This window comes from Exiguobacterium chiriqhucha RW-2 (assembly GCF_000416965.1).
Taxonomy (GTDB): domain Bacteria; phylum Bacillota; class Bacilli; order Exiguobacteriales; family Exiguobacteriaceae; genus Exiguobacterium; species Exiguobacterium chiriqhucha.
In genome coordinates this window covers 67,371-82,874 of sequence record NZ_ATCL01000009.1, presented here as the reverse complement: position 1 = coordinate 82,874, position 15,504 = coordinate 67,371, and the positions used below count along the sequence as shown (strand labels likewise).

Here is a 15,504-nt window from a genome sequence, read left to right as displayed (position 1 = left end):
GTTTCGTTCACTTTTTTGACACTTTTTCGATCACGAAAAAACGGCGCCCTTTTAGGACGCCGTCTCGGTTGAATCGCTTATTTCAAGGCGAACTTCGCTTGCTTCGCCCCTGCGCCAGTATAGTCGCTCGCGATGACCGCGTAGCTTCCTTTGGCGAGACCTTTTTTGAATGTGAATGTATACGTTCCGGCCCAGCTCGCTTTCACTTTGGCGACTTGTTTGCCTTTCGCGTCTTTCAAGACGACGACGGCTCCCGGTGTCGTTTTCCCGATGATTGCTTTCGTGCCGGCTTTCACGCCTTTCGTGTTCTTCGGTGTCGCGATGGCCGCTTTCTTGAGCGTGAACGCCTTCGCTTTGGCGACCGTTCCCGTCACATCTTTGGCGACGACTTCATAGTCGCCATAGATGAAGCCGGCCCGTTTCGTGAATTCAAACGATCCGTTCTTGTCAGCCGTCGCATACGCGATCGTCTTGCCGTCACGCTTGAGCGTCAACTTCGTCTCCGGTGTCGCTTTTCCGGTAATGACGTTCGTGTTGGCGTACGTCAACTTCGACGCGAGCGCCGGTGTACCGACGAAGCCAGCACCGACGACTTTCGTTTCCGTGACCGAAGCGCCATCGAGTTCAGAGACGATGGTGAGCGATTGGCGGAGCTTGAGCGGTTTCGTCACGAGCGTATACGCACCGTCTTTATCCGCTTTCGCTGTCGCGAGCACTTTGTCGCCATCTTTCAACGTGACGTTGGCGTTCGGTGTCGTCGTCCCTGTCACCGCTTTCGCACCTGGTTTGATCGTGTTCACCGTGAGGGCGAGTTCGACTGCCGCTTGATCGAGTTCGATCGTGTATGTGCGGAACAAGCGATTCGCCGCATCCGGACGTGTCGTCTCGGTCGCTTCGATACCTTCATACAGGTCGACGTACTGTTTGCCGGCATCGGCCGTCTCGAACTTCGCTGTCCGTTTCGCATCAGCGACGATTTTCCAGTTGTCATCCGCTTTGTATTCGAGCTTGCCTGAGACGATATAGTCCGAGATGACGTTCCGTGTCTCATACGCCGAACGATAGACGATGTTCTTCCCGCCACCGAGTCCCGGGAACGATGTCGAGCCAGCGCGATAGTTGTTCGTCGCGACGAGGAACTCTTGGTCGAGTGTGATCGGCTTGCCGTTGTACTTCACGTTCTTGATGCGGTTCGCATCTTTGTTTTCCTCAATCAATTTCCCGCCCGCATCGAACTTGGCTGGACCCGTCACGTCAATCTCATACGTGAGGCCGTCAAGGATATCGAAGTTGTAGCTGCGGAACTCCAAGTTGAGCAATTCATCGTTCGTATCCGACACTTGTTTGTACGCCCCAGCTGACATCTCGAGCCAGTCCATCACGTCCGCGCCTGTCACTTTGACGACTTCGAGCGTGTTCGGGAAGACGTATAGGTCGGCCACGTTTTTCAATGCGATTGAGCCTTTCGGGATGTTTGTGTAATAGCTGGCGTCCGTCAAGTTACGGTTACCCGCTTTGAATGGAGCCCCGGCCGAGAGGATTGGAAGCTCTTTATACGCCGCGAGTTCCGGGTTCGTCGCGAGTTCTCTCTCGACGTACCATTTCTGCGCGTTCGTCACGAACTGGACCGACGCGTCGTCACGGACGAGCGCGAAGTAGCTTTGGATATCGTCTTGAATCTCACCGACCGGGCGGTTGATGTATTCGATCGTCGCCTTATGGTCCGCGTCGATGAGCGAGGCGATCGTTGGGTCGACCGGTGTGTCCGCCTTGACTGTATCGAGTTTCGCATTCGCGTCGAGCACGTTCCACTTGCCGTCGACGAGCTCGAGGTCGAGGTCGATGACACCGAGGTCTTTCCCTTGGTTGTTCGCCATGACGACCGGCTTGCCGTTGATTGTCCCTTTCTCCATGTTCACGTGCGGGAAATCTTTGAACATGCCGTTCGCGTCTGGGAAACGCCCGTGCTGGTGACCGGTCATGACCATGTCGAGCCCTTCGATTTTCGTGAGCGTGTAGCCGACGTTCTCTTCCCCATCTGACTGTTCTTCCGCAAGTGCCGCACTTTCCCCGATCCCTGAGTGCGCGAGCGCGACGACGACGTCCGCCCCTTGCTCTTTCAATTTGGCGACGGCCGCTCTTGCTGCCGGTACCATATCATCTGCCGTCACCTTGCCTTGGAGGTTCCCTGAATCCCACGACATGATTTTTGGCGGCACGACACCGAAGACACCGACTTTAATTGTATGTGTCTCGCCGTCCCCGTCGACGACTTGGCGTTCAATGATTTGGACTTCTTGTCCGTCTTCATTGTATTTCGAGACGATCGGCTCACCTGACAAGTCCTTCACGTTCGAGTTGACGAAGCGAAGCTTGCCTTTCGACCCTTGCATCGCGTCATACAAGAACTGGAGCCCAAAGTTAAACTCGTGGTTCCCGAGTGTGACGGCGTCGAACTCGAGCGCCGACATCGCTTGATACATCGGATGCTCGAACGCGCCTGGTGCTTTTTGGTGTTGCTCGCGGACGTAATCCCCGAACGGCGTCCCTTGAAGCGTATCCCCGTTATCGAATAGGAACGTGTTCGGCTTTCCGGCGTCCGTGCGATGTTGCTGAATCAACGTCGCGACTTTCGTCAACCCGATCGTGTTATCGATTTTGTCCTGGAAGTAATCGTAGTTCGTAATGTTCGTATGTAGGTCGGTCGTCTCCAAGAAGCGCAGTTTGACGACGTCCTCGTCTTCCGCTGCCGCGTGTTGGAGCGGGATAAGTGTTGGGACGATGAGCGACGTAGCAATGGCCATCTTCGTAAATTTAGACATGATTTTTCTCCCCATTCATGTGGTGTGCATTGCGGACTAAATATACCATAGCCGGACTCTCAATTTAATGAATCTAACGCCCTATTTCCTTTAAAATTTGGTAAAGAAAGGTCTAGTCTCAGACGACTTTCCGAGAACATAGAAAAGGTCCGAATCAGTATGATGGAACCGAACAGACGACTTCGCTTCACGAGATTTTTTTGGTCGAACTTGTACAGAGGCTAGACTTCGCACAAGCAGTCCATTAGACCTAAAAAACCATCCCCGACGCGTATCGGGGATGGTCATATCGTCACGAACGGATGCGAATCGAGATTGGTCCGTCGTTGTCGCCTTCCGGCCGCGGGAAGCGGACGTGGAGCGGATAGTCGTGTTTCGGCAAGATTGGCTCGGCGAGCACGGCATCGGCCCGGCCGACGACCTCGTCTCGCTGCATCAACTCGAGTGGGAGGCGCGGGATTTGGAGCGCCTGCTCGGAATAGCCGTTCCGGACGAGGAGTGAGGCGCCGATTTCCGTGTCGGTCACGTCGAGATGGACGAGCAACAAATCGAACTGGCCTTCGGCGACCGGACGGCTGAGGACGTTCATCCGCTTCAGGCGGTGCCACGCCACGTCTGGGAACGCGTCCCGTTCGGCGTCGGTCACATCTTGGAGCGGTGCCGTCGGGTTCATTTGGAAGGCGAGCTGAATCGACTCGGTGTCGAGTTCGTCGACATCGGTGAACAGTTCCTCTTCGAAAAAGTCGAGATAGACGGGCTTACTCGTCATCGCCTCAAACGACGGCAAGTCCATCCGGCTGAGCATCTTCTGGCCGAGCGGTTCGCGGCGTTCGTTCAACAAGAGCACCGGGATCTCGTCGAGCGAGAACTCGGTCGCGACCGTGTTGCGGAACAAGGCGACCACGGACAGGCCTCCCGGGTTCTTCGTCGCACTGAGCAGTTCAATCGACAACTGGTTGTCCGCGAGCGGCGGCAGCGTCGTCGCATGATAACGGAACACGTACTCATCTTCTTTCGAGATATCCATCCCTTCATCGAACACGAGGCGGAGCGCCCGCTCGTCGTCTTGGCGGATGATCGTCTCGACTTTCTTTCGTTTCAACAGTCCGAACATGTCACAGCCCCTCCTCTTCCCGTTGCGCAAAGTATAGATCAAGCTGGCACAGTTGAATCGTCACGTCGCGGGCGATATCGAGATACGTCTCTTGGAAAATCTCGAGCCCTTCCTTGCCGAACTGACGACTCGGGTCTTCCTGGCCGTAGCTGCGGAGTCCGATGCCCTCTTTCAAGGCGTTCATCGTCGTCAAATGGTTCGTCCAGCGGATATCAAGGTGGCTGAGCAGTTGTTGCCGCGCGAAGGCGATGACTTCCGGGTAGCCCTCGATACGCTCTTGCGCCATCGCGACGATGCCGTCGATCCATGGTGCGAGTGCTCGTTTCAACTCGTCTTTGTCTCCGACCGTGTCGTCCCATGTCGGCGCCTGTTGCGTCAAATACATATAGTCCTCGATAAGCGCGTCAGTCGCCCACTCTTCCGGGACGAGCTCAGCGTCGATATGACGGTCGAGCGTCTCGTTGAGCGCGAGGCGCATCATGGCGAGCACGTTGTTCAAGATGGCCGTCGCATTGGCGTCGACCGCCTCATCGCGAATCGAGTAGATGATGCGGCGCTGTTCGTTCAAGACGTCGTCGAGTTTGAACATGTAGTCACGGACCGATACGCCGACGCCTTCGATCGTCGTCTGGGCGTATTCGATGATGTCGCCTGCTTCCTTATGGCGAATCTCCCCGTGCTCGTCCGGCTTCAGTTTGTGCTCGACACGTTTCAACCGCTCGGCGGCATATCGTTTGACGAGGTCGTCCTCGAGCGAGACGAAGAAACGTGACATGCCTGGGTCGCCTTGGCGTCCCGACCGTCCACGGAGCTGATTGTCGACGCGGAGCGACTCGTGTCGTTCCGTCCCGATGACATACAAGCCGCCGCGTTCGCGCGCCGTCTCGTCTAAGACGATGTCGGTCCCGCGTCCGGCCATGTTCGTCGCAATCGTCACGTGTCCGAGCCGTCCCGCCTCGGCGATAATCTCGGCTTCTTGGGCGACCGTCTTCGCGTTCAACAGCTCATGCGTGATGCCCTGTCGCTCGAGCTGTTCGCTCACCGCTTCGGATTGAGCAATCGAGGTCGTCCCAATCAAAATCGGTTGTCCTGTCGCGTGGATGGCCGCCACTTCTTGTCCGACCGCCGCATATTTATGAGCGATCGTGTCAAAGACGAGGTCCGGCAAGTCTTCACGCAGACGCGGCCGGTTCGTCGGCACTTGGACGACGTCCATCTGATACGTCTTCATGAACTCTTCGCGTGACGTCTGGGCCGTACCGGTCATGCCGCCGAGGAGCGGGTACATCCGGAAGTAGTGTTGAATCGTAATCTCGGCCGTCGTCTTGTTCTCTTCGGTGATGTCGAGCTGTTCTTTCGCCTCGAGCGCCTGATGGAGGCCTTCCGACAAGCTGCGTCCTTCCATGACCCGACCCGTGAACAAGTCGATCAACTCGATCTTGCCTTCTTGGACGATATAGTCGACGTCCCGCTCGAACAACACGTTCGCCCGGAGCGCCTGCATCATGTAGTGATACAGGACGTGGTGCTCGGCGGAAAACAAGTTGTCGACCGAGAACAACGCTTCAATCTTCTCGATGCCCTGATCCGAGAACATGACGGCGCGCGCCTCGAGGTCGACCGTATAGTCATCTTCCGTCAATTGACCGAACACGGTTTGGGCGAGACGTTTCAAGCGGACGTGTGACTCATCCTTCTGGGCGATGATGAGCGGCGTCTTCGCCTCGTCAATCAAGACGCTGTCGACTTCATCGAGCAAGGCGAAATGGAACGGACGCTGCACGCGTTCTTGCGGCGAACCGACCAAATGGTCCCGAAGATAGTCGAACCCGAACTCGGTCCCGACCCCGTATGTAATGTCGGCCGCATACGCCGCCTGTTTGTCAGCAAGCTCCATCTCCGGGACGTTCAGTCCGACTGTGAGCCCGAGAAACGTATGGATCTTGCCGATCTGTTCGGCGTCACGCATCGCCAAATAGTCGTTTACCGTGATGACATGGACGCCTTTCCCTTCGAGCGCCTTGACGAACGCCGGGAGAGCCGCGACGAGCGTCTTCCCTTCCCCGGTCGGCATCTCGGCGATATTTCCTTCGAGCAGCGCGAGACCGCCGATGAGTTGGACGTCATAATGACGGAGCCCGATCGTCCGGACGGATGCCTCGCGGACGAGGGCGAACCCTTCCTCCGTGATGGCGCGGACATCCGCACCGTCCGTGAGCCGCTGTTTTAGTTCGAGCGCGTACTGGCGAAGCGCCTCATCGTCTAAAGCGCGCATCGTTTCCTCGTACGCGTTGATGCGTTCGACTTGTTTCTTATAGGTTTTCAATCGTCGTGCCTGATCATTGGTCAATTGCTTCACAAAATCAATCACAGGATAGCCTCCATCGTCCGAAACCATATTTGTCTAGCTACCCTCTCATTATAACGGATTTTGTTTCCGCCTCGCTTTATTATTTCGGTAAATTCCAAAAAGATGGAATTTCATGCATCAGCCATCCTTTTTTTAACTCTTTTCAAAATTTGTTTTCATTTTTCTATTTGAGACGGCGTGAGACCGTGATACGATGAGAAAAACAGAACGCTTGTTCGTAAAAAGGAGAGGTGGCTATGCGACGTCGGATTTTTTGTATCGACAGCGTCTCGTTCTACGCCAGTTGCGAGTGCGCCGCCCGCAAATTGAACCCGTACAAGACAAAGCTCGTCGTCTTATCGAACCTGCAGGACCACGGTGCCCTCGTCCTCGCCGCGACGCCGCCGATGAAGAAGCTCGGCATCAAGACCGGCTCTAGACGGTTCCACATCGACCGGTTGCCGTGGCACGAGCGACGGCACGTCATCTACGCCGAGGCCCGGATGAGTCATTATTTGAACGTGTCCGTGCAAATCGTCCACATCTTGCATCAGTTCGCACCCCCGGAGGCGATTCGCGTCTACTCGGTCGACGAGACGCTCGTCGACTTGACCGGGACGGAGCGGCTGTTCGGGAACGATGCGCACGTCGCCCGCCTCATCCGCTCGACCGTGTTCCGCTATACCGGCATCCCGGTCACAATCGGCATCGGGCCGAACAACGTCCTCGCCAAGCTCGTCCTCGACCTACATGGAAAAAAGATGGGTGTCGCCAGCTGTTTCCTCCACGACGTCGAACGATTGATCCACCCGGCCCCGATCGGCAAGATGTGGGGCGTCGGGGCGAAGATGGAAGTCCATCTCCGGCGGCTCGGCATCGAGACGATCGGTGACCTCGCCCGCTATCCGCTCGAGACGCTCCATGAGAAGTTCGGCGTCATCGGCGCCGAGCTGTGGCATCACGCCTGGGGCATCGACGAGTCGCCGACGATCCTCCCGCCGAGCTCCCTGTTCGGGGCGAAGCGGCAACGGCCCCGGACGATCGGCCACGGCATCACGCTCGTGAAGGACTATGCGACGTACGCAGCCATCCGGCTCGTCCTGCAGGCGATTGCGGTCGAGGTCGGGATGCGGACGCGACAGGCCGGACTCGTCGGCGGGAGCGTCCATCTCGGCGTCCGCTACACCCGGACGAGCGAGCGGCGCGGGTTCAGCAAACAAAAAAAACTCGCCCGCTTCACAGCGGACGAGCGCGAGTTCTTGCCGGTGTTGTTGACGCTTTTCCTCGACGCGTGGGACGAGACGGAGGCGGTCCGTTACGTCTCGGTCGCCCTCGGCAAACTCGAGCCCCGGAGCGACCACGTTCAGCTGTCGTTCTTCGAAGACGAGTGGGCCCGGGCGCGCCGGTTCGACTTCCTCGACCTCGTCGATAGCTTGAACGTCCGCTTCGGGCGCGGCACGATCCGCCCGGCATCGAGTTTACTGAAAGACAGTCCGCTCCGTACCCGCCAGCGGTTAATCGGCGGACATAAACAAGGAGGTGAATCGTCATGAGCCAGACCCGATACAAAGACCGCGGTGAATTGAAATGGATCCCGTTCCTCATGCCCGAGCATGTGGCGCTCCTGAAGAAATATTACGCCCACGTCCAAAAGATCGAGCTACCCGATTTGGATGAGCAGCTCCTCTACTTGTGGCAGACCGAGCTCGAACGCGCCATCCGTGAAGGGGACGCCGTCGAGCTAACGCTGTTCGATAACGGCATGACCCATACGGTGCGCGGTTACGTCCACGCCATCTATTACGCCGAGCGTGAAGTCGAGCTGTTCGACACCGAGGTGCTTCGCATCCCGTTCGGTCAGATTCTGTCCGTCCGTTAAGACGCGTCAACCGCTTCCTGCGTCGTCTCGAACGTATCGACGTCATCGAGGACGCCGTAATGCGCGAGTGTCTGCCGCACCGGTGCCGACAAGTGCGCGAAAACGACACGACGATCGGCCGCTTTCAGCTCCCGGACGACACGGCGAATCTCTTCGACGGCCGTCACATCGATGACCGGACAGCGATGGAAGTTGAAGATGAACACGTCGGGCTCGTCATGGATATGATGCAGGACGTGCTCAAACATCTCGATCGCGCCGAAAAAGAGCGGTCCCTCGACGCTGAAGACGACCTGGCCGTCCCGCGTCACATACCGTTCCGTCTGTTCGCGGACGTCGATCGTATCGGCCATCCGTTTCGCGAACAAGGCGAGCGCACAGATGACCCCGACCTCGACGGCGACGACGAGGTCGACGAACACGGTCAGACCGAGTGTGATCAGCAGGACGAGCGACTCGGCCGACCGATGCTTGAGCATCTCGAAGACGTGGTGCCGCTCCGACATGTTCCAAGCGACGCGCATTAGAATCGGGGCGAGTGCGGCCAATGGGACATAGCTCGCGAGCGGTGCCAACACGAGCACGGCGAGGAGCACCGTCAATCCGTGGATGACGCCGGAGCGGCGGCTGACGGCACCTGCTTGAATGTTCGTCGCCGTCCGGGCGATGGCGCCGGTCGCCGGGATCCCGCCGAAGAACGGGACGACGACGTTGGCGAGCCCTTGCCCGAACAGTTCCTTGTCCGGGTTCATCTTCGTACCGGCCATGCCGTCCGCGACCGCACCCGACAATAGCGACTCGAGCGCCCCGAGGAAGGCGATGGCGAACGCCGATGGCATGAGCGTCGCAATCAAATCGAGGTCAATCACGAGCCAGTCGAACTCAGGCAGTCCGCTCGGGATGCCGCCATAGGCACTGCCGATCGTCGCGACTTCCCCTGGGATGACGAGACTGACGAACGTCGGCACGAGCATCGCCATCAAGAGAAGTGGCAATTTCACGGGCAGTTTCGGCACGAGCCAGAGCGTCAAGAAACCGATGGCGGCAATGAAGACAGGCCATAAACTCGCTTCATGTAACGACGTCACGAGCTTCAGTAAATTCTCGTGGAAGTGCGGCGCCTTCTGAAACGAGATGCCGAACAGTTCATCGAGCTGGTCGACGAAGATGACGACGGCGATTCCGGCCGTGAACCCGATGGTGACAGCCCGCGGCATGAAGCGGATCAGTCGTCCGACGCGGAGCACGCTCATGAGGAACAACAGGATCCCGGCGAGGAACGTCGTCACAAGCAACCCTTCGTAGCCGTGCGCGAGCATGACGCCCGAGACAATCGGGATGAAGGCGCCGGTCGGTCCGGCGATTTGGAACGTCGAGCCCCCGAACAGGCTGACGAGGATACCGGCGATGATGGCCGTATAGAGGCCGTACACCGGTCCGACGCCAGAGGCAATCGCGAACGCCATCGCGAGCGGCACGGCGACGACCCCAACGGTGATCCCGGCCGAGATGTCTTTTTGCCATCCTTGGCGTGATGTCATGAAGTTGTCCATTCTTGCATTCCTTCTTTCCATTCAGTCGAAAACGAGTTCAGTGTACGCCTGTCCCTGCCCTTTGTAAACGACTCTGGCGAAACGTTAACATAATCGACAAAACAAAAGACGCATCGCGATGGATGCGTCGAAGAGTGACCGGGGTACAACAACAAATTCATAGTTCAGTCAATCGAGAGGTGGCGAACTGTTTCAGTGCGTCACATAATACGAACAACCGGGTTGTGATGGCTTCCTTGCTTCCATAACGAATCGTATCCTCCCGTGTCAATTCTTCTTGAAGTAACAGCTGATGGTGAAGGTAAGCCGTCTCGAGTATTTGGAGCAACTGTTCCCCTCTCACTTCTCGAACAATTGACTGATTCCCGTCGCTGTAGCCTGCAAGAAACCCTTCTGCTATTCCTTTTAATTGTGCTTCACACAAATCAAATCGATGCCTCTGATAGCGTTCCGTATGTGAAAGGGCGACAAAAAAGGTCTCGTATAAGTTCATGAAATTACCAGCCATGCCTCGCGGTGCATACACAATCGGATAAGGATCAATCAAACAGACGCGATTGCCGTTCAATAAAATATTTTCGGGAGACGCATCTTGATTGACGAGACTCGGCACGCTGATTTGATCGTTGCGAAGTTCTGTCGCGGCATCGAGCATTTGTTCGACTACATCGTCTTTAAACTCGGGATACGTGGCGCATAACGTTTTATAGTCTGCCAAGTGCTCAGCACTTTCTTCCCGGATAAACGTGTGAAGGTCCCCGTTCAAACTGCCGTGTAATCTCTTCTCGTCCGTCCACATCAAATAACCTAACCCCTCGACATCGTGTCGGATTTGATCGGTTTTTCGATAAATCTCGCCAATCTGAGCTCCCACCTGCGAAGCTTGTTCTTTCGTCATCGCAGGTAAAGAAAGAGGGACACCTCCGAATGACTCTAACGTATACGTGAACTCAGCAGACACGTAGAATTCAAAAAAATTTGGAGCAGCTCCTTGAACCGCGCGATTCACGGACTGATAATACAATTTCGTAGCGGCATACTCTGCCATCAAGGCATCATGATCGAACGTAACAGGCTTTCCGTAAGCGACTTCTTTCGGAATCCGCAAAACCAGTTCGCGACCGTCTTTTGACACTTTCCATGCGTCATGCCACGCACCTTCACCAAGAAAAATTGGTTCGGTGACACCAGCATGTCGGAGCGCCTTGATTCGTTTTTCTTTGGTCCTTTGTTGAATCGTCATCGACATATTCAATCCTCCATTGTTCAACTCGATTTGATTCATCTTTCAGCGGATCCACTTGATTCATTTTCCATTTTAACGAAAATTATTCATTCGAGTATATCGCTATTTTTAATTCCTGACATTTGTTAAAACAAAAAAACGCATCGCGATGGATGCGTCTTCGTTAATTCGTCGGCGCTTCGACAACTTGATCGCCCTCATCCGCATCTTCCCCAAGCAGACGGACGTGACGGCCGAACAGCCACATGACGACGAGATGGGCTTTCGCCTGCGTCTTCGTATAGAACCACCATGGTAGCGCCGGCACGAACTCATGGATGGCGACGAGCCCTTGGTCCGACTCGGGGAGCCGTCTGAACTCAAGTCGGCCTGTCTTGTCATCCTCACTCAACTTCGCGAACAAGCCGCCATCGATTTCATAAGAGGCCATATCGTCCGTCGCCTCGTCTTCGAGCGACAGATGAAGCGCGACGAATGATGGACGGAGGAGGGCGATCTCCCAATCATCGTTTTCTTTCGTCGTCTGGATGAGCGGATAGGCGAGCCGGCCGAGCCACTCGAAATACGTGTCGGCCATCCATAGCGCCGATTTGTTATCCGGCAGACCGAACCGTTGAATCGAGCGGACGGTATACTGTTGCGGTGCTTTTTTCTTCTTGCTGCCGCCCGACTTCTGCTTCTCTTCTTCCTCGAGCGCGTGCTCGACCGCTTCCTTGAACGGAATCTCCCCTTGCTTGACGCCGGTCGTGTCTTTCGCGACCATGGCGTGGCCCATGCTCTCGACGAGCGGATAGACGGTGTCTTTCGGTTCACCCGTCACGGCCAGGACCCAAAGGCGGGACAGTTTGATCGTCGGGAACGGGAAATCGATCATGACGCGACGTTTGCCCATGACGTCAGCCGTATCTTCAATCATCTTGCGATACGTCATCACTTCCGGTCCACCGATATCGATATGATGGTCATACAGTGCTTCGGCCCCGATTACCGAGATGAGCGCTTGGACGGCTTCACGCAGGTCAATCGGATGCGTCTCCGTCTTCGTCCAGTTCGGGAGAATCATGACCGGCAACCGTTTGACAAGTTTCGCGAGAATCGGGAACGATGAACCTTCTGGACCGATGATGAGTCCGGCCCGAATCGTCGTCACAGGTACCCCTTGGCCACCAAGAATCCGTTCGACCTCGAGCCGGCTCTTCAAGTGACGTGACAACGTCTTCGACTCTTTCGGGATGATCCCGCTCAAATAGACAATCTGTTCGATGTCATTTGCTTTCGTCGCCCGGGCGAAGTTATCGGCGATGAGCGCGTCCATGTCTTCGAACGTCGCCTGCGTCAGCCCGCCGTCCGGAATCATCGAGTGGACGAGGAACATGGCATAGTCCGCCCCCTCGCACGCCTCGCGCGTCTGTTCATACGAGAACAAATCGCACGACCGCCACGTGATGTGGTCCTCGTCTTCTTTGTTCTTCGTCGAACGAGATAAGGCGATGATGTCGTATTCTTCTTTTAAATGGTCCATCACGTTCGAGCCGATATAGCCGCTCGCCCCCGCGATGACGATGGTTTTCCGCATAGTGGTCACTCTCCCCTTTATTTACACATAAAGGTACTGTACCCGTCTTGGGCTTAGATTAAATCAGTCTCACGCCCTACAGTATGTACTGGAAAATATATGTAAACTAGACTCAACTACAGGCAGAGGAGGAATGGCTATGGGGTTTTGGTATTTCTTGATGCTATTGATTGGTGGAGGGCTCGTGATTCGCGGCTTACTCAAAAAGAACACGAGCGGACTGATACGATTCGGTACTCTCGTCATCGGAGGGCTGTTAATCGCGCTCGGCTTGTTTATGTTCCAAGACGGCAGTGATGCGATTGTGGCGGATTTGTTTAACTTGTGGTGACCATTGATTGAACAAAAACACTTCCTGCGCGCAGAAAGTGTTTTTTCATTAGAACGATAGAATTAACGGGGTACCGTCATTGAGGATCTCCCCATTTTTAGCGACATAGTCGACATGAACTTCCGCATGGCGTAACATGTCGTTCTCTTTTAGCGCCGCCATCCAAGTGCGGACGAGTGCCTCGTCTCCTGACGCTGGCTCCCGATGAATCGTCACCAAGATTGTCGGTACGACGTCGGCCGTTTTATAGGCGAGCGGGTTCGCAGCCGCGGTGTCGAGTTCTCGTACGGCTACTTCATCGTAAAAAACATCGTACGTGACATCACGGCCAAACGCCGTCATGACCGAATCCTCGATGACATCCGTCACGTCATCTTCCCATTTCGATGCCAGGAACGTGTCGACGACTTCCCCTGTCGTCTCGTCCGCGTAGACAAAAAAATCAGTTCTCGTCACTTCAACATTTCCGAATACTTTGGCTACATATAGCCTAGATACTACAATTGTTTTCATCTCTTCGTCATGATTATGTTACATCGATTGAGTAAAAAGCAAACGCAAGTCCGACGATGACCATTATAATCCCGATTAGCACCAAGTATGCGTGGGTTAATAGAAGACGCACCAAATTCTTATACTTAACTTTCTCAAATTTATAAAATACGGCTGTCGCGTAGAGTTGTCAAAGTATAAAATGATTGTTTTTTATTTGATAAATATTTCTAAATTAAATTCCTTATTTAATCAGCAATTCTTAAAGTGAAAATCTAAGTTAATCCATTTGGTGATATACCACTTAGTTCAGTTAAACCTTCTAATATTCGATGACTTTTACTTGCATTAGTTCGATAAATGTTTATAAAAAATTTATATTTTCTACTGGAGTCATAATTATAAGGGTTTCCACTAAATTGAGAATTAGTTTTGTAGAAAAAACTACCTAACTCCCATGCACACCAAGCTTTAATACTAGGGTTTCCTTGGATATTTAACTCCATATTTGGGCTTTGTAAAAATAAAAGCTGTTCAGAGTCACTTAAATTATCAAATAAATTTCTTTTTAAATAATCAGTTTTTGGAATTTCATCATTTATAAGCCAATCCACATACAGATATAATTGATTAGAATAAAAATAATAAAATAGCGCTAAGGTATACAGATGATCTTCAAATGCATATGATAAAAATATCTTTTTATAATTTTTATCATTAAATGACTTAACATGGTTCCTTATATTATTAAATTTTCTTTTTAAAGCCTTATCAGACCAATCCATTAATATTTTTAGCAATTTATTAAAAAGGTTTTGTGATTTCATTTTATTTTCATAATTATTATTATTAAACACAGTAAGGTCAGTAATTAGTTTTTTAATTAAATCGTTACTTAACTCAAAATTATTATTTTTAGTTAAATCTTCAATATTTGTGATATTAATTTCCAATTGATTTATTAAGTCAATATTAAAATTTGGAGTTGAGCTGTAAAATTTCTCTTCAATCTCATTTAAAACAATTAAATTTATTTCATATATTTCTTTTATATAATTTGACTCAGAGAAAGAACCTATATCCACTTCATCAATATTATTGATCATAAATAAAAATATGTTTTCTCTTGTTAATTCATTCATAATTTATCCTCCAAAAATAATTAGCCAGATATGATTTATAATAATATCGTTTATCTTTCTTTATAATTAAAGTGTCTAATACAAGAACGCACTTATAGGTTTTCCTAGTAGAGAATCGAATAAATTTTATAAACATTTTTGTAAAACTTCTCTTATTCACTCAGTAATAATTATATTCCATCTTTCAAATGTAGCTCACTATCTATGTATTAAAAATTTAGACAGGCTGAAACAAACTAATTATCTGGCAACCTCGATAATGAAATTACTTTTCCAAATACTACATTACAGATACTATTTGTAAATATACTATATACTAAATGCAGGACATTCCTGTAAATTTAAATAATACATAACTAAGAAGTCATCATAGGGGGATAATAGACTTTATAAAGGGGTAAAAAATAATGGCAATGAAGTTTAATGAAACTGAGTTAAAAAAATTGGCTCAAAAAAATAAGAATTTTTATGAAAGTAGCGAAAAAATATTAAAACATGCCTCTTCATCATTCGATTATGGTAAGAAATATGATGTTTTCATTTCTCATAGCTTTCATGATGCAGAAGTCATTCATGGACTAAAAATATTTATTGAAAATATTTATTCATTGGACGTTTATATTGATTGGATAGATGATCCTGAGTTAGATAGAAGTCAGGTAAATAAGTCTACTGCTGATAGATTAAGAAGCAGAATGAACAATTGTAAAACAATGTTAGTTGCATATTCTGAATCATCACCAGAATCCAAATGGGTTCCTTGGGAAATAGGATATTTCGATTCTAAAGTCGGAAGGATTGCAATTTTACCAATAACTAAAACTTACACAAACAGTGAAGAATTTATAGGGCAAGAATATTTAAGTTTATACTCATATGGAGTACATGGTACAAATGAAAATGGCGAAATAACAATTTGGATTCAAGACAACCCTAATAAGTATATAGATTTGGCTAGATGGGTAACTGGAAATGAACCAATTGAAAGGAGTGAGTAAA

12 protein-coding genes are annotated in these 15,504 nt (G+C 51.7%); 4 read left to right on the top strand and 8 right to left on the bottom strand.

Features of this window, described 5'->3' with window-relative positions; genetic code table 11:
- Positions 1 to 77: 77 nt before the first annotated feature.
- The 3 genes from M467_RS0115780 to secA2 all read right to left on the bottom strand — a co-directional run bounded on the left by M467_RS0115780 (position 78) and on the right by secA2 (position 6,307).
- Positions 78 to 2,822: a bifunctional 2',3'-cyclic-nucleotide 2'-phosphodiesterase/3'-nucleotidase gene (locus M467_RS0115780; protein ID WP_021065476.1), complete on the bottom strand. Its 2,745-nt coding sequence runs from the start codon at positions 2,820 to 2,822 to the stop codon at positions 78 to 80.
- 292 nt (positions 2,823 to 3,114) lie between these two features.
- Positions 3,115 to 3,936 (bottom strand): SLAP domain-containing protein, encoded by an 822-nt coding sequence (locus M467_RS17680; RefSeq protein ID WP_021065475.1) that lies wholly within the window; start codon positions 3,934 to 3,936, stop codon positions 3,115 to 3,117.
- 1 nt (position 3,937) lies between these two features.
- Complete coding sequence (gene secA2 / locus M467_RS17675) at positions 3,938 to 6,307, bottom strand: accessory Sec system translocase SecA2 (RefSeq protein WP_021065474.1); 2,370 nt, start codon at positions 6,305 to 6,307, stop codon at positions 3,938 to 3,940.
- 236 nt (positions 6,308 to 6,543) lie between these two features.
- On the opposite strand from secA2, the gene M467_RS17670 reads away from it, so the two are divergent.
- Both M467_RS17670 and M467_RS17665 read left to right on the top strand, forming a co-directional pair.
- Entirely contained in the window at positions 6,544 to 7,839 is a 1,296-nt protein-coding gene (locus tag M467_RS17670) for a Y-family DNA polymerase (protein WP_021065473.1), read from the top strand.
- Positions 7,836 to 8,165, top strand: coding sequence for a YolD-like family protein (locus tag M467_RS17665; RefSeq protein ID WP_021065472.1), 330 nt, complete (start codon positions 7,836 to 7,838; stop codon positions 8,163 to 8,165). The genes M467_RS17670 and M467_RS17665 overlap by 4 nt, the downstream gene beginning before the upstream one ends.
- Here the strand turns inward: M467_RS17665 and M467_RS17660 are convergent.
- The 3 genes from M467_RS17660 to M467_RS17650 form a co-directional block, all read right to left on the bottom strand.
- A complete protein-coding gene (locus M467_RS17660; protein ID WP_021065471.1) occupies positions 8,162 to 9,718 on the bottom strand; it encodes a SulP family inorganic anion transporter in 1,557 nt (518 codons plus the stop codon). The genes M467_RS17665 and M467_RS17660 overlap by 4 nt on opposite strands.
- 157 nt (positions 9,719 to 9,875) lie before the next feature.
- A complete protein-coding gene (locus tag M467_RS17655) occupies positions 9,876 to 10,967 on the bottom strand; it encodes a phosphotransferase (protein ID WP_021065470.1) in 1,092 nt (363 codons plus the stop codon).
- A gap of 160 nt (positions 10,968 to 11,127) precedes the next feature.
- A complete protein-coding gene (locus tag M467_RS17650; RefSeq protein WP_021065469.1) occupies positions 11,128 to 12,540 on the bottom strand; it encodes an NAD-dependent epimerase/dehydratase family protein in 1,413 nt (470 codons plus the stop codon).
- Between the two features lie 139 nt (positions 12,541 to 12,679).
- On the opposite strand from M467_RS17650, the gene M467_RS17645 reads away from it, so the two are divergent.
- Entirely contained in the window at positions 12,680 to 12,871 is a 192-nt protein-coding gene (locus M467_RS17645; RefSeq protein ID WP_021065468.1) for a hypothetical protein, read from the top strand.
- A gap of 48 nt (positions 12,872 to 12,919) precedes the next feature.
- Here M467_RS17645 and M467_RS17640 read toward each other — a convergent pair whose 3' ends face one another.
- The gene (locus tag M467_RS17640; RefSeq protein ID WP_144060645.1) at positions 12,920 to 13,384 is read right to left on the bottom strand and encodes a hypothetical protein; all 465 of its coding nucleotides are present in this window, start codon (positions 13,382 to 13,384) and stop codon (positions 12,920 to 12,922) included.
- A 254-nt stretch (positions 13,385 to 13,638) separates the two neighbouring features.
- On the bottom strand, positions 13,639 to 14,505 hold the full coding sequence (locus tag M467_RS31385) for a hypothetical protein (RefSeq protein WP_021065466.1): 867 nt from the start codon (positions 14,503 to 14,505) through the stop codon (positions 13,639 to 13,641).
- Between the two features lie 407 nt (positions 14,506 to 14,912).
- Between M467_RS31385 and M467_RS0115770 the strand changes: the two genes are divergently transcribed.
- Entirely contained in the window at positions 14,913 to 15,503 is a 591-nt protein-coding gene (locus tag M467_RS0115770) for a TIR domain-containing protein (RefSeq protein ID WP_021065465.1), read from the top strand.
- The last annotated feature ends 1 nt before the right edge of the window (position 15,504 follow it).

Excerpts from the sequence above, each read along its gene's own strand:
- M467_RS0115780 (WP_021065476.1), bottom strand. The coding sequence starts at position 2,822 with ATGTCTAAATTTACGAAGATGGCCATTGCTACGTCGCTCATCGTCCCA.
- M467_RS17680 (WP_021065475.1), bottom strand. The coding sequence starts at position 3,936 with ATGTTCGGACTGTTGAAACGAAAGAAAGTCGAGACGATCATCCGCCAA.
- M467_RS17670 (WP_021065473.1), top strand. The coding sequence starts at position 6,544 with ATGCGACGTCGGATTTTTTGTATCGACAGCGTCTCGTTCTACGCCAGT.
- M467_RS17665 (WP_021065472.1), top strand. The coding sequence starts at position 7,836 with ATGAGCCAGACCCGATACAAAGACCGCGGTGAATTGAAATGGATCCCG.
- M467_RS17660 (WP_021065471.1), bottom strand. The coding sequence starts at position 9,718 with ATGGACAACTTCATGACATCACGCCAAGGATGGCAAAAAGACATCTCG.
- M467_RS17655 (WP_021065470.1), bottom strand. The coding sequence starts at position 10,967 with ATGTCGATGACGATTCAACAAAGGACCAAAGAAAAACGAATCAAGGCG.
- M467_RS17650 (WP_021065469.1), bottom strand. The coding sequence starts at position 12,540 with ATGCGGAAAACCATCGTCATCGCGGGGGCGAGCGGCTATATCGGCTCG.
- M467_RS17645 (WP_021065468.1), top strand. The coding sequence starts at position 12,680 with ATGGGGTTTTGGTATTTCTTGATGCTATTGATTGGTGGAGGGCTCGTG.
- M467_RS17640 (WP_144060645.1), bottom strand. The coding sequence starts at position 13,384 with ATGAAAACAATTGTAGTATCTAGGCTATATGTAGCCAAAGTATTCGGA.
- M467_RS31385 (WP_021065466.1), bottom strand. The coding sequence starts at position 14,505 with ATGAATGAATTAACAAGAGAAAACATATTTTTATTTATGATCAATAAT.
- M467_RS0115770 (WP_021065465.1), top strand. The coding sequence starts at position 14,913 with ATGGCAATGAAGTTTAATGAAACTGAGTTAAAAAAATTGGCTCAAAAA.